Raw genomic sequence first — 13,558 nt, forward strand, 5'->3', positions numbered from 1 at the left:
CGGTTTGCCGTGTCAGTGGAGGCGCATTATAGGGAACGGCTGAGATAGCGCAAGTGCAAATTAAGACTTTTTTTCTGACCGTTCACTTTGCAGCCAAAAAGAACAGTAAGTAAGCAAAAACCCCTTTAAAGGGTAAAAAAAACGGGCCAGAGGCCCGTTTTTCGATTCGCACTATTACTGATGTGCCGTTATGACGTCGTTAACGACATCCATTTCGATGGTTTTACCCGGCACCAGCGAACCTGCAAGGATCTGCTGAGCCAGCGGGTTCTCGATCTGCTGCTGTATCGCACGTTTCAGCGGACGCGCACCATAGACCGGGTCATACCCATTTTCCGCCAGCAGTTTGATCGCATCATCGGAGATGTGCAGCTGATAGCCACGTTCATCCAGACGTTTGTACAACCGCTGCAGCTGAATCTGCGCAATGGAGGCAATGTGTTTCTCCGCCAGCGGATGGAACACCACTACCTCATCAATACGGTTGACGAATTCAGGACGGAAATGCTGTCCGACCACACCCATCACAATATCTTTCATTTCCGGATAGCTGAGATTACCGAACCGCTCCTGGATTAAATCTGACCCCAGGTTAGAGGTCATGATCACCACGCTGTTACGGAAATCGACCGTACGGCCCTGTCCATCCGTCAGACGCCCATCATCCAGCACCTGCAGCAGAATGTTGAAGACATCAGGATGCGCCTTTTCAACTTCATCCAGCAGGATGACGGAATAAGGACGACGGCGCACCGCTTCGGTCAGATAACCGCCCTCTTCATAGCCGACGTAGCCCGGAGGTGCACCCACCAGCCGTGAGACCGAATGTTTTTCCATAAACTCGGACATGTCGATACGCACCATCGCATCGTCACTGTCGAACAGGAAATTAGCCAGCGACTTACACAGTTCGGTTTTACCTACCCCGGTTGGACCCAGGAACAGGAAAGAGCCGATAGGCCGGTTAGGATCAGAGAGACCTGCACGACTACGGCGTATGGCATTCGATACCGCTTCTACCGCTTCATCCTGTCCAATGACCCGGCCATGCAGATCCTGCTCCATGCGCAGCAACTTATCACGCTCACCTTCCATCATGCGTGCCACCGGAATACCGGTCCAGCGCGCCAGTACATCGGCAATCTCCACATCTGTTACGCGGTTGCGCAGTAACTTCATGGTTTTACCTTCAGCCTGAGTCGCTGCGGCTAACTGTTTTTCCAGTGCCGGAATTTTACCGTACTGCAGCTCTGACATCTGAGCGAGATCGCCCTGGCGACGGGCCTGCTCTAAATTCAGACGCGCCTGCTCCAGTTCAGCTTTGATGTTCTGCGTGCCGGACAGCGAGGCTTTCTCTGTCTTCCACTCATCTTCCAGCTCAGCGTATTCACGCTCTTTCTGATTCAGCTCGGTTTCCAGCATTTCAAGACGCTTGATGCTGGCATCGTCCGCCTCTTTCTTCAGCGCCTGCTGCTCCAGCTTCAACTGAATGATACGGCGCTCCAGGCGATCGAGTGACTCCGGCTTGGAGTCCATCTGCATACGAATACTGGATGCCGCCTCATCAATCAGGTCAATGGCTTTATCCGGCAGCTGGCGGTCAGCAATGTAACGATGAGACAGCGTTGCTGCCGCGACAATGGCCGGGTCAGTGATCTGCACATGATGATGCAGTTCGTAACGCTCTTTCAGGCCACGCAGAATCGCGATGGTGTCTTCCACACCTGGCTCAGCCACGAAGACTTTCTGGAAACGACGCTCCAGCGCGGCATCTTTCTCGATATACTGACGATACTCATCCAGTGTGGTGGCACCCACGCAGTGCAGTTCACCACGCGCCAGCGCAGGCTTAAGCATATTGCCCGCGTCCATCGCACCGTCCGCTTTACCCGCACCGACCATAGTGTGCAGTTCGTCGATAAACAGAATGACGTTGCCTTCCTGTTTCGACAGATCGCTCAGCACCCCTTTCAGACGCTCTTCGAACTCACCGCGATATTTCGCCCCGGCGACCAGTGCACCCATATCCAGCGCCAGCACCCGACGACCTTTCAGGCCCTCAGGCACTTCACCGTTAATGATGCGCTGCGCCAGCCCTTCAACAATCGCAGTTTTACCCACACCAGGTTCACCAATCAGCACCGGGTTATTTTTGGTACGGCGCTGCAGAACCTGAATAGTGCGGCGAATCTCTTCGTCACGGCCGATGACCGGATCGAGTTTGCCCTTCTCGGCACGCTCGGTCAGATCGATGGTGTATTTCTTTAATGCCTGGCGCTGATCTTCAGCACCCTGATCGTTCACGTTGTCTCCTCCCCGCATCTGTTCAATCGCACCGGTGATTTTTTCGCGTGTTGCGCCCGCTGCTTTGAGCAGATCGGCCAGTGAGCCACGAGATTCCAGAGCGGCCAGAACAAATAATTCTGATGAAATAAAGTTATCGTTGCGCTTCTGCGCCAGCTTATCGCACAGGTTTAATACCCGGACGAGGTCAGATGAAGGTTGAACGTCCCCTTCGCTGCCTTCAACTTGTGGCAGGCGATCGATGGCCTGCTCAACCTGAGCGCGAAAAGGCGTAACGTCGACACCCGCCGAAGTCAGTAAAGGTGAAACCGATCCGCCTTCCTGTTTAAGCAATGCGCTCATCAGGTGCAGAGGTTCAATGAATTGGTTGTCGTGTCCCAGAGCCAGGGACTGCGCGTCGGCGAGAGCCAGCTGAAATTTGTTAGTAAGACGATCCAGACGCATAATTCCTCCCATTACAGGTCAAAATGCTACTGGAGATTAAATGAGGTCATCCCTCAAAAATTTCAAGGTTAATGACCTGAGATTTGAGTAAAAAACACGCTAACTGGACCGTCTTATGGCGTAAGGTTATAACAGCCAGATTAAAGTTGCCATACGCCCGGTGATACCATCGCGACGGAAGGAGAAGAAATCATCGCGCTGCGTAAAGGTACAACGGCTGTCAGCGCTGATTGAATTCACGCCCGCTGCCTGCAGTCGCATACGCGCCAGCAGCCAGATATCAGCGTAAAAACGGTCGCCTGAAGGACGGAAAGCCTGCACAGCGCGGGGATCCTGCGCCATAAAAGCCTCACGCACTTCTGCGCCAACCTCAAACGCATCCGGTCCGATGGCCGGCCCCAGCCAGACATGAATCTGCTCAGGCGGAGAACGAAACTGCGCCAGCGTATTTTCCAGTACACCGGCACAGAGCCCGCGCCAGCCTGCATGTGCTGCCGCCACTTCCGTCCCATCCTGCGAACAGAACAGCACCGGCAGACAGTCAGCGGTCATGATGGCGCAGACGACGCCGGGCTGATCGGTAATGCAGGCATCAGCACGTAATGGCGTACTTCCGCCTGCAGTCAGACGCACGACCTCCGTGCCATGAACCTGCTCCAGCCACTGCGGCATAGCGGGCAAATCCGCCTTATCCACCAGCAACTGACGGTTACGCGCCACCGCATCCGGATTATCTCCCACGTGCCCGCCGAGATTCAGCGCATCCCAGGGCGACGTGCTTACGCCACCCTGTCGCTGCGTCGAGCAGGCCCGAACGCGTGACGAGGCGGGCCATTGCGGCGTAATCAGACTCATCACCAATTCATCTGGTCTTTAAATTCTTCAGTGTCTGCTTTTAACGCCGCGATTAAATCAACCATGTCCTGTGGAAGCGCAGCATGGAATTCCATCTCAATACCACTGATTGGATGATAGAGGCGCAACATCGTGGCGTGCAGTGCCTGACGATCGAAACCGCGCAGCGTATTAATAAATGCCTCTGATGCCCCTTTTGGCGGACGCGGGCGGCCACCGTAAAGTGGATCGCCCACCAGCGGATGGCTGATGTGAGACATATGCACACGGATCTGGTGAGTACGACCCGTCTCCAGACGCAGACGCAGACGGGTATGAGCCCGGAAATGCTCCATGATGCGATAATGCGTCACCGCCGGTTTGCCCATTGGATGAACCGCCATATGGGTACGTTTGGTGGAGTGACGGCTGATAGGCTGCTCAACCGTGCCGCCCGCCGTCATATTGCCAATCGCGACCGCTTCATATTCACGGGTGATTTCGCGACGCTGCAGCGAGTCCACCAGATGCGTCTGAGCCGGAACGGTTTTCGCGACCACCATTAAACCGGTGGTGTCTTTATCCAGGCGGTGTACGATGCCGGCGCGTGGCACATCCATAATCGCAGGGTAGTGATGAAGTAAGGCGTTTAACACCGTGCCATCCGGATTACCGGCGCCAGGGTGAACCACAAAGTCACGTGGTTTGTTGATGACAATAATGTCTTCATCTTCATAAACGATGTCGAGTGGCAGATCCTGAGGTTCCCAGCGCTGTGCCTCTTCGATCTCAGCGTCAATCGCGACCAGCTCGCCGCCCAGCACTTTTTCTTTGGGGGTATCGACCATAACGCCGTTTACAGTAACGCGACGATCAAGGATCCACTCTTTTATGCGGGAACGTGAATAATCAGGGAACAATTCCGCCAAAGTCTGATCTAAACGTTGTCCGAGTTGTGATTCGGATACCGTTGCGGTGAGTTGAACTTGTTGTGCCATATACAGCTTCTTCGTTAACGTTGGGTTTTCACGGCGATGCCGTTTAATATAATGTGCTATCGTACCTGGTCATTACCGGGAGCTATACGGACAGCTTCCGCCATAACATTTGAGGATAATCACTTCGTCATGACGCGTATGAAACATCTGGTGGCTGCTGCCACACTGAGCCTGGCACTTGTTGGTTGTTCCGGCTCAAATGACGCGGTACCGGACAACCCGCCTTCTGAAATCTATGCTACAGCGCAGCAAAAGCTGCAGGACGGTAACTTTAAAGCCGCGATTAAGCAACTGGAAGCGCTGGATAATCGTTATCCGTTCGGTCCTTATTCGCAGCAGGTGCAGCTGGATTTAATCTACGCGTACTATAAAAATGCCGATCTGCCCCTGGCGCAGGCTGCCATTGCTCGCTTTATGCGTCTGAACCCCACGCATCCGAACATTGACTATGTCATCTATATGAAAGGTCTGACGGACATGGCGCTGGATGACTCCGCGCTGCAGGGCTTCTTTGGTATTGATCGTTCTGACCGCGATCCGACGCACGCTCGTGATGCTTTCCGCGACTTCTCCCAGCTGCTGCGTAATTACCCGAACAGCCAGTATGCGGCTGATGCTCAGAAACGCCTGGTCTATCTGAAAGACCGTCTGGCTAAATATGAGCTGTCAGTGGCGCAATTCTATACTAAGCGTGAGGCTTATGTCGCGGTTGTTAACCGTGTAGAGGGTATGATGCGCGATTATCCGGATACGCAGGCGACACACGATGCCCTGCCACTGATGGAAAATGCTTACCGTAATCTGCAGCTGAACGCTGAAGCTGACAAAGTGGCGAAAATCATTGCAGTCAACAAAAGCTGATAGCCCGACAGATTTCAGCCACAAAAAAAGCAGCCTGCGATGGCTGCTTTTTTTTGCCCGAAGAACAGTCAGATTTGGATCTGATTCCAGCGAGCTAACTCATCCAGCATGCCGTGTTAATCGTTTCGCTTCAAGCCATTTCAGCGAGTTTCTCTGCCTTTCTCACAGAATGTTGTAACTGACAAAAAGTGACATTTTTTCGTGATCAAAATCTCACATTTAACGTTTTTTCGCGCTATGCTGAGAAGACCAAGACGGAAATGACAGAGAGGTAAGAATAATGATTCTGAACATTACCAGTAAACAAATGGACATCACCCCGGCAATCCGAAGCCATGTTGAAGACCGTCTCGCCAAGCTGGAAAAATGGCAAACCGACCTGATTAATCCGCATATTGTCCTGTCCAAAGAGCCCAAAGAATTCGTGGCTGATGCCACTATTAACACACCGAACGGGACTCTGGTGGCCAGCGCCAAGCACGACGATATGTACACCGCCATCAACGATTTGATTGCGAAACTCGAACGTCAGCTGAATAAAGTTCAGCATAAGTCTGAAGCCCGCCGCGCCAGTGCCAGCGTAAAAGACATTATCCCCGCCGACGAAGAGTCCTGATTTCCTTAACGCGCCTCCGGGCGCGTTTTTTATTGACAGCTTTTAAGCAGTACGGTTACTCTCAGGTCACTCACATTTCGGACATTACGATGAAACCCACTCTGTTTTTCTTCGCTTTCTTTTTTACCTTCCCCTGAACGGGAGGCTATTCGTCGTGTGAAAATGAAAGCGAAGACGAACAACGAAGCCTCCCAACCGGGAGGCTTTTTTATTGGATAGCATACAGGTGAGCCCTATGAATCCCGACAATCCCTTGCTGGCGTTACGCGATAAGATCAGCGCAGTGGATAAAAAACTTCTGACGCTGCTGGCCGAGCGTCGTCTGCTGGCAGTGGAAGTCGCACATGCAAAACTTGCCACGCATCGCCCGATTCGGGATGTGGAACGCGAACGCGCGCTGCTGGAGAATCTGATTGTACTGGGTAAAGCGCATAAACTGGATGCGCACTACATCACCCGCCTGTTCCAGCTGGTTATTGAAGATTCAGTGCTGACTCAGCAAGCACTGCTGCAGAAAAACCTCAATCATCCCCATGCGCATGCCGCCCGTATCGCCTTCCTCGGCCCGAAAGGCTCTTACTCGCATCTTGCCGCTCGCAACTACGCGTCACGTCATTTCGATAGCATGGTGGAGTGTGGCTGCCTGAAGTTTCACGACATCATCAAGCAGGTCGAAAACGGCGTGGCTGATTACGCGGTGATGCCGATTGAGAACACCAGTTCGGGCTCTATCAATGATGTCTATGATCTGCTGCAACAGACCAGCCTCTCCATTGTGGGCGAGCTGACATTGCCTATCGACCACTGCGTGCTGGTGAATGGCCCTGCCGATCTGCAGCAGATTGAGACGGTTTACAGCCATCCTCAGCCCTTCCAGCAATGTAGCCAGTTTATTAACCGTTTCCCGCACTGGAAAATCGAATATACCGAGAGTACCGCAGCCGCAATGGAGAAAGTGGCTGCGCTCAATTCACCTAAGGTGGCAGCATTAGGCAGTGAAGCCGGTGGTGAGCTCTATCAGTTGCAGGTGCTGGAACGTAATCTGGCAAACCAGCAGCAAAACCATACCCGCTTTATCGTGCTCGCCCGAAAAGCCATCGAGGTTTCAGATCAGGTGCCAGCGAAAACGACACTGATTATGGCAACCGGCCAGCAGGCGGGTGCGCTGGTTGATGCACTATTGGTGCTGCGTCAGCACAACCTGATTATGAGCAAGCTGGAGTCACGCCCGATTAATGGCAATCCGTGGGAAGAGATGTTTTACATTGATGTGCAGGGTAACCTGCAATCAGAGCGGATGCAGCAGGCTCTGCAGGAGTTACAGACCATGACCCGCTCTCTGAAGGTGCTGGGCTGCTATCCCAGCGAGAATGTGATACCCGCTGAACCCGGCGATGAAACCGTTGAATAGCAAAAAGGCATCCGCAGGGATGCCTTTTTCGTTTATGGCCGACTGTCATTGGCCGAGCGTAACAGACTCCGGCTTTCCACCAGGAAGCGTTTCGCGTGATCGCCAAACCACTGCTCGACCCGGTTAAAGCTGGCAATGAATGCCTGTTTATCGCCCTGCTCCAGCAGCGCAATCGCTTCACCAAAGCGCTGGTAATAACGTTTGATCAGCGCCAGATTACTCTCTGACGACATGATGATATCCGCGTAAAGCTGCGGATCCTGAGCAAACAACCGCCCTACCATTGCCAGCTCCAGTCGATAGATAGGCGATGAGAGTGCCAGCAGCTGATCAAGATTCACGTTTTCTTCAGCTAAATGCAGACCGTAGGCAAAGGTGGCAAAGTGACGCAGTGCCTGAATAAACGCCATGTTCTGGTCATGCTCTACAGCGCTGATACGATGCAGACGCGCACCCCAGACCTGAATCTGCTCCAGGAACCACTGATACGCTTCCGGCTGTCGGCCATCACACCAGACCACCACCTGTTTTGCCAGGCTGCCGCTGTCCGGGCCAAACATCGGGTGCAGACCCAGCACCGGACCATTATGAGTGGCCAGCATCGCCTGCAGAGGCCGGTTTTTCACAGAAGCCAGGTCCACCAGAATACAATCTTCCGGCAGTGGCGGCAGCTGTGCAATAACCTGCTCGGTCAGGTGAATCGGCACACTGATGATGACCATACCGGCATCGCTGAGCAGCGTTTCAGCCTGAGGCCAGTCTTCTTTATCCAGCGTTTTAACTGTGTAGCCTGACAGGCCGAGCATTTTTTCAAACAACCGGCCCATCTGGCCTTTGCCGCCGACAATCACCACCGGGCGCAGTTCAGGACAGAGGGTTTTAAAGCCTTTGTCATTTTCGCTGGTATAGGACTCGCGCATCACACGACGCAGCACATCTTCAATCAGATCCGGGGGGACGCCGAGCGCCTCTGCCTCTTTGCGACGCGAAGCCAGCATTGACGCTTCACGCTCAGGGACATAGATAGGCAGACCGTAACGGCTCTTCACCTCCCCCACCTCAGCCACCAGCTCCAGCCGTTTAGCCAGCAGATCCAGCAGCGCCTTATCAACACTGTCAATTTGATCGCGTAACGCGGTCAGTTCAGCCACCATTGCTCTTACACCTCTTGTGACAGACGCGCCGACAGCACTCCCTGCAGATCCTGATGCATCTCACGCAGCAACGTTTCGGTCACTTCCCAGTTGATGCACGCATCGGTTACGGAAACGCCATACTTCATTTCGCTGCGTGGCTGCTCAGAAGACTGGTTACCTTCATTGATATGGCTTTCCAGCATCAAACCAATGATTGAACGGTTTCCGTCTTTGATCTGCGCAATAGCGGATTCCGCTACGCCAGGCTGACGGCTGTAGTCTTTATTCGAATTGCCATGGCTGCAATCTATCATTAAGGCTGGACGCAGTCCCGCCTTCAGCATCTCTTTTTCACACTGCGCGACATCTTCGGGACCGTAGTTCGGCGCTTTGCCACCACGAAGAATTACGTGACCATCCGGATTGCCCTGAGTCTGCAGCAGGCAGACCTGACCGGCCTGATTAATCCCGACAAAACGGTGCGGCATTGCAGCAGCACGCATCGCGTTGATTGCTGTGCCCAGACTGCCATCGGTGCCATTTTTAAAGCCAACTGGCATCGACAGGCCCGAGGCCATCTCACGGTGCGTCTGAGATTCTGTCGTCCGTGCGCCAATCGCCGACCAGCTGAACAAGTCGCCCAGGTATTGCGGGCTATTCGGATCCAGCGCTTCTGTGGCCAGCGGCAAGCCCATTTCAACCAGGTTCACCAGCAGCTGGCGCGCAATATGCAGACCCGCTTCCATATCAAACGAGTTATCCATGTAAGGATCATTGATCAGCCCTTTCCAGCCAACGGTAGTTCGGGGTTTTTCAAAATAGACGCGCATCACAATATAGAGCTGATCTTTCAGCTGTTCAGAAAGCGTTTGCAGACGACGAGCATAGTCCAGTGCCACTTCGGTATCGTGAATCGAGCAGGGTCCGCACACCACCAGCAGACGCGGATCGCGGCCGGCAATAATGTCAGAGATAGTCTGGCGGGACGCCGCGACCTGATCCTGCTGTTCAGTTGTCAGTGGAAACTTCGCTTTCAGTTCTTCAGGCGTGATCAATACCTGTTCACCGGCGATATGCACATTGTTCAGCGCGTCTTTTTGCATGATGGCGATCCTTTGGCTCGATATAGCGGATAAGGGCTCCTCATTGAGGATTGCAAATACTGTATCACAGACAATACATAGCGCAAGATTACATGTACACATTTATTACCACAGGTCTGAATAAACCAACCTAATGACAAATAAAATCATATATATCATTTATTTAAATTTAATAAATGAATTAATGACAGTCGCCTTGATGTAAAATAAAGTTTACACATGCTCTTATTGCGTTTCTGTCTGTTGCAGGCAAAATGAGAATATTGTTTATTTTCAGGCTGAGTCCATTATGCACGCCTCCCCACTGAACATCTCCCTTCGACCTTTTCTGCTAAGCGACGTCTCCGCGTTTACCGCTGCGGTCAATGCTTCTCTGGACAGCCTGATCCCGTGGATGGTCTGGGCGCATCACGATTACCAGCCTCATGATGCCGAAAGCTGGATCCGCTTTACCCACTGGCAACGGATGAAGGAGGAAGCGGAAGAGTTTGCGATTGTTGATCAGCATGACCAGCTGCTGGGGGGCGCAGGAATACGCTTTGCCCGCCATCCGGGTGACACCAGCGCAATAGGTTACTGGGTTCGCAGTGACGTTCAGCGTCAGGGAATTGCCAGCCGCGCGGTGGCAAAGCTACTCCCTCTGGGGTTTTCACGACCGGAGACCCGGTTGATTGAAATTCTGGCGGCGGAGGACAATCTGGCCAGTCGGAGAGTCGCTGAAAAGTGCGGCGGTGAGTTTATTGGCTGTCGCTATGGCCTGATCGTATTAGAGGCGGGACCGGTTAATACGGCGATTTATCATTTTCACCGGCCGGACGCCGGTTGACTGCAGGCTGCAAGGATGGCACTGACATAAAAAAGGGGCTGGCAGATGCCAACCCCTTGTTTGCTATTAACTTTTAGATGTCGCGTTAGCGATACCTTAGTTAAGACGCTTTTTCACGGCACCATTGATACATAAGCATTTTATTTATAAAACAGTTAGTTACTTCTATATCTGGTGCAACCAAATGCGAGCACGTACAAGCTGGGTAGTCAGTTTGTGGACATTAAACTGGTCAGAGGGTTAAGCGCTGCAGCTTCTTCTAAATGGTCGGGAGCAAAGTGTGCATACTTCATGGTTTCACGGATATTTGCGTGGCCGAGTATTCTTTGCAGCACCAGAATATTGCCACCATTCATCATAAAATGGCTGGCGAAGGTGTGCCGAAGCACATGAGTTTTCTGGCCTTCTATAAGCTGAATAGTCGTAGTAGCGAGCATCTTCTTGAAGTCCTGATAGCATGGCTTAAACATTCTGCCCTGCCGTCCCTTCAGTTCATCATAAAGCCACTGCGGGATCGGAACGGTTCGATTTTTCCCGCCTTTAGTTTTAAAGAATGAGAGTTTGTTAGGTGATAACTGTGAGCGGGTCAATGTTTCCGCCTCAGTCCAGCGCGCACCAGTAGCTAAGCAAACTTTACATATCATCTTTAAATCTGGCTTTCCGTAAAGTTCGCAACCATCCAAAAGTTCAGTGATCTGCTTTAGGGTAAGCCAGGACATTTCCTTTTCATCTTCCCGGAACGTCCTGACGCCTTCCAGTGGGTTAGGTAATGACCATTCCCCTAACCTCTTCAGCTCATTGAAAACAGCGGCAAGATAGTTTTGTTCTCTGTTAACCGTGATAGGCTTTACTTTCCACTTTGATTCATCATCGTGATAACCATTGGAAATTTTCCCCTGCAAGCGCTGGTCACGGTAATGTGCCCAATCTTTAGCTGTAAGCTGGGAAGCTATCGGATCGCCTAAGCCCTTACATACAATATCCAGCTTAGCTTTGCGGGACTTAACCGCTTTAAGCGATTGCCCGTGAAGAGAATCCCAAAGCTTTATAAGCTCGCTCAGCTTACGGCGATCCTCTTTTTCCTTTATCCACGGTTTGTTTTCAGCTTCACTGCGTGTGTAGCTTTCGTAAGCTACAGCTTCGCCTTTGGTTGCAAAAGACTTGCGAATGCGTCGGCTGCCACGTCCATCTAAATAGAAATCAGCAAGCCATTCACCAGAAACAAGTTTCTTTATTGCCACCAAATCACCTGCTGTTTTTCAATTCTTGAACAAATGCGGCTAAACCGGGATTTCCTCTGTCTGAATAGCAACAAGCGCGGAATGACTCAGCCCACTGATAACCATCGTTCTGGAATAAATCGTCTGAATTGTCAATGCCTGCATATTGGCTTGAAAGTTTTAAAGCTTTTTCTCTACTAAGAGAAAAAGTGAATGCGTATTTAGGAGCAGGTGTATATTTATGGGTTTGAACATCTAATTCTCTAGGCAGCACAGTTACTTTGACCGTATTAGCTGGAGTCTGAAACAACACTCGGTAAACAGCGTAGACAGCTGCTTTATTAGCCTCATATTGAATATTTCTTTCAACGTCACCTTTGAAGATGGTAGGCAAAATTTGCACATGCAAAGGTTTTATGCTCAGAACCTTATAAGAGCCGTTCTCTGGTGGATAGTCATTGTGATCTTCCATCATGGCTTTCGAATCTTTGAACATTTCAGGAGCAGCCCAAGCAGAGCGAGCAAAGGCAGCAAAACAGCAAATTGTGAGAGCTATTTTAATTTTCATAATGACCTAGTTATTTTCCATCAGTGTGAGATAAACCATTCCGACGCATTCAACATCCTCTATCTTACAATCAAAATTAGATGATGAATTTTTAATGTTTATCTTGTTTCCTGGAATTCGGGATACTGCATAAACATCATTCACTCCATCAATATTTATCAACCATAATCCATTACCTATAGCTTTCACTTCTAGATCTACAATCCATTTATTACTCCCCTTTTCTACTAAAGCTGGGTTATTCACCGTTTCTGCAATCAGACTAGGGTCGCATACCCATAAGCCAGTCTTGTTTAGCTCACCGTTAAAGAGGGAGTATTTTTCAATCGTCACAATTTCATTGGATGAGATTTGTTCACGATTGTTCCGCGCAATCATTTCACCAATGCCAGTAGCAAGCCATCTTAGAGAAACGCCTGTATCCAACGCACAGGTTATGACAACGTCGCCAGGGAAATAGTCGCGACGAACCCACGCACTCATTGTGCCGGAGGGAATCCCTAACAAGTCTCCAAGCTCTTTCTGCATGGTAAACCCGTAAGCATGCAGAATCCTCTGAACCACTTGCTTTCCGCCATTAGCTAAAAGCTGCTCGTGCAATTCCTTACCTTTAGTAAAACCATGCGGAGCTGCCTTAAATCTTACATTTTCAAGCTCGCCTGAAACTAGCCACTTCAAGTCCGCACCAGTATCTATAGCGCATTGGATAATGTAGTCACCGGGCAAGCTACTTCTTGCAACCCAATTATTGATAGTTGGTAAGGGGATCTGCAAAAGTTCAGCAAGCTCAGGTCTTGATCTAACACCATAAGAACTAAGGATTCTTTCTAAAATCTCTTTTGCATCGCCTAAAGCGTTAGACATGGTTCCCTCGAATATTCCACTAGGGTTACTTTACAATCACTCATTTGGATCAAATCATTCACCCCGTAAGCCAAAATGCACGCCAATGCACTACAAAAGCTACCAACTGGAGATAATCCCCGATGACCAATCAAATTACAATACCTAGCGGCCCCGATCTGATGACCTATGAGCAGTTCGCGCAGGCTTATGGCTACAGCCTTCGTACCGTGAAACAGATGGTTGAAGACGGTGATCTGCTTGTTATGCCCCGGAAAAAAATTGGTGGTGCCGCTCGCATCAACATGGTTGCCTTTCGCGCGCGTTTGCTCGCTCAAGGTGTAAATTGCCGCTACATCGCAGCGTAAGAACTTAATTATTTAAGTTGAGCAAA

General features: G+C 51.0%; 14 protein-coding genes and 1 other annotated feature. Of the genes, 6 read left to right on the forward strand and 8 right to left on the reverse strand.

The features are described from left to right. Positions 1-174 precede the first annotated feature (174 nt). The 3 genes from clpB to rluD form a co-directional block, all read right to left on the reverse strand. Positions 175-2,760, reverse strand: a complete 2,586-nt coding sequence (clpB, locus tag H7K52_RS18155) for an ATP-dependent chaperone ClpB (RefSeq protein WP_182630296.1) — start codon at positions 2,758-2,760, stop codon at positions 175-177. A gap of 114 nt (positions 2,761-2,874) precedes the next feature. Beyond that, positions 2,875-3,603 (reverse strand): purine nucleoside phosphorylase YfiH, encoded by a 729-nt coding sequence (gene yfiH, locus H7K52_RS18160; RefSeq protein WP_039660792.1) that lies wholly within the window; start codon positions 3,601-3,603, stop codon positions 2,875-2,877. Beyond that, positions 3,603-4,580, reverse strand: coding sequence for a 23S rRNA pseudouridine(1911/1915/1917) synthase RluD (rluD, locus tag H7K52_RS18165; RefSeq protein WP_182630297.1), 978 nt, complete (start codon positions 4,578-4,580; stop codon positions 3,603-3,605). Before rluD ends, yfiH begins: the two co-directional genes overlap by 1 nt. Before the next feature lie 129 nt (positions 4,581-4,709). On the opposite strand from rluD, the gene bamD reads away from it, so the two are divergent. The 4 genes from bamD (at position 4,710) to pheA (ending at position 7,468) form a co-directional block, all read left to right on the forward strand. Beyond that, positions 4,710-5,441, forward strand: coding sequence for an outer membrane protein assembly factor BamD (gene bamD, locus H7K52_RS18170; RefSeq protein WP_003849029.1), 732 nt, complete (start codon positions 4,710-4,712; stop codon positions 5,439-5,441). Positions 5,442-5,721: 280 nt separating this feature from the next. Then, a complete protein-coding gene (gene raiA, locus H7K52_RS18175; protein ID WP_003849030.1) occupies positions 5,722-6,057 on the forward strand; it encodes a ribosome-associated translation inhibitor RaiA in 336 nt (111 codons plus the stop codon). 88 nt (positions 6,058-6,145) lie between these two features. Continuing rightward, positions 6,146-6,270 (forward strand) — a sequence feature (Phe leader region). Then, a complete protein-coding gene (gene pheL / locus H7K52_RS18875; protein WP_197066373.1) occupies positions 6,147-6,194 on the forward strand; it encodes a pheA operon leader peptide PheL in 48 nt (15 codons plus the stop codon). Its footprint overlaps the feature before it by 48 nt. A 22-nt stretch (positions 6,271-6,292) precedes the next feature. Beyond that, a complete protein-coding gene (gene pheA / locus H7K52_RS18180; protein ID WP_039660790.1) occupies positions 6,293-7,468 on the forward strand; it encodes a bifunctional chorismate mutase/prephenate dehydratase in 1,176 nt (391 codons plus the stop codon). A gap of 32 nt (positions 7,469-7,500) precedes the next feature. Here the strand turns inward: pheA and tyrA are convergent, their stop codons facing one another. Beyond that, the gene (tyrA, locus tag H7K52_RS18185) at positions 7,501-8,622 is read right to left on the reverse strand and encodes a bifunctional chorismate mutase/prephenate dehydrogenase (protein ID WP_008927085.1); all 1,122 of its coding nucleotides are present in this window, start codon (positions 8,620-8,622) and stop codon (positions 7,501-7,503) included. A gap of 5 nt (positions 8,623-8,627) precedes the next feature. Then, positions 8,628-9,707 (reverse strand): 3-deoxy-7-phosphoheptulonate synthase, encoded by a 1,080-nt coding sequence (locus H7K52_RS18190; protein ID WP_003849031.1) that lies wholly within the window; start codon positions 9,705-9,707, stop codon positions 8,628-8,630. A gap of 289 nt (positions 9,708-9,996) precedes the next feature. Between H7K52_RS18190 and H7K52_RS18195 the strand changes: the two genes are divergently transcribed. Next, a complete protein-coding gene (locus H7K52_RS18195; RefSeq protein WP_182630298.1) occupies positions 9,997-10,533 on the forward strand; it encodes a GNAT family N-acetyltransferase in 537 nt (178 codons plus the stop codon). 209 nt (positions 10,534-10,742) lie between these two features. Here the strand turns inward: H7K52_RS18195 and H7K52_RS18200 are convergent, their stop codons facing one another. The 3 genes from H7K52_RS18200 to H7K52_RS18210 are packed head-to-tail and all read right to left on the reverse strand — an operon-like array spanning position 10,743 to position 13,185. Next, the gene (locus tag H7K52_RS18200; RefSeq protein WP_182630299.1) at positions 10,743-11,774 is read right to left on the reverse strand and encodes a phage integrase; all 1,032 of its coding nucleotides are present in this window, start codon (positions 11,772-11,774) and stop codon (positions 10,743-10,745) included. 4 nt (positions 11,775-11,778) lie between these two features. Further along, the gene (locus H7K52_RS18205; protein WP_182630300.1) at positions 11,779-12,321 is read right to left on the reverse strand and encodes a hypothetical protein; all 543 of its coding nucleotides are present in this window, start codon (positions 12,319-12,321) and stop codon (positions 11,779-11,781) included. Positions 12,322-12,327: 6 nt separating this feature from the next. Next, the gene (locus H7K52_RS18210; RefSeq protein ID WP_182630301.1) at positions 12,328-13,185 is read right to left on the reverse strand and encodes a phage repressor protein CI; all 858 of its coding nucleotides are present in this window, start codon (positions 13,183-13,185) and stop codon (positions 12,328-12,330) included. A gap of 122 nt (positions 13,186-13,307) precedes the next feature. On the opposite strand from H7K52_RS18210, the gene H7K52_RS18215 reads away from it, so the two are divergent. After that, positions 13,308-13,532, forward strand: coding sequence for a MerR family transcriptional regulator (locus H7K52_RS18215; RefSeq protein ID WP_182630302.1), 225 nt, complete (start codon positions 13,308-13,310; stop codon positions 13,530-13,532). The last annotated feature ends 26 nt before the right edge of the window (positions 13,533-13,558 follow it).

Source organism: Pantoea hericii (assembly GCF_014155795.1).
Classification (GTDB): domain Bacteria; phylum Pseudomonadota; class Gammaproteobacteria; order Enterobacterales; family Enterobacteriaceae; genus Pantoea; species Pantoea eucalypti.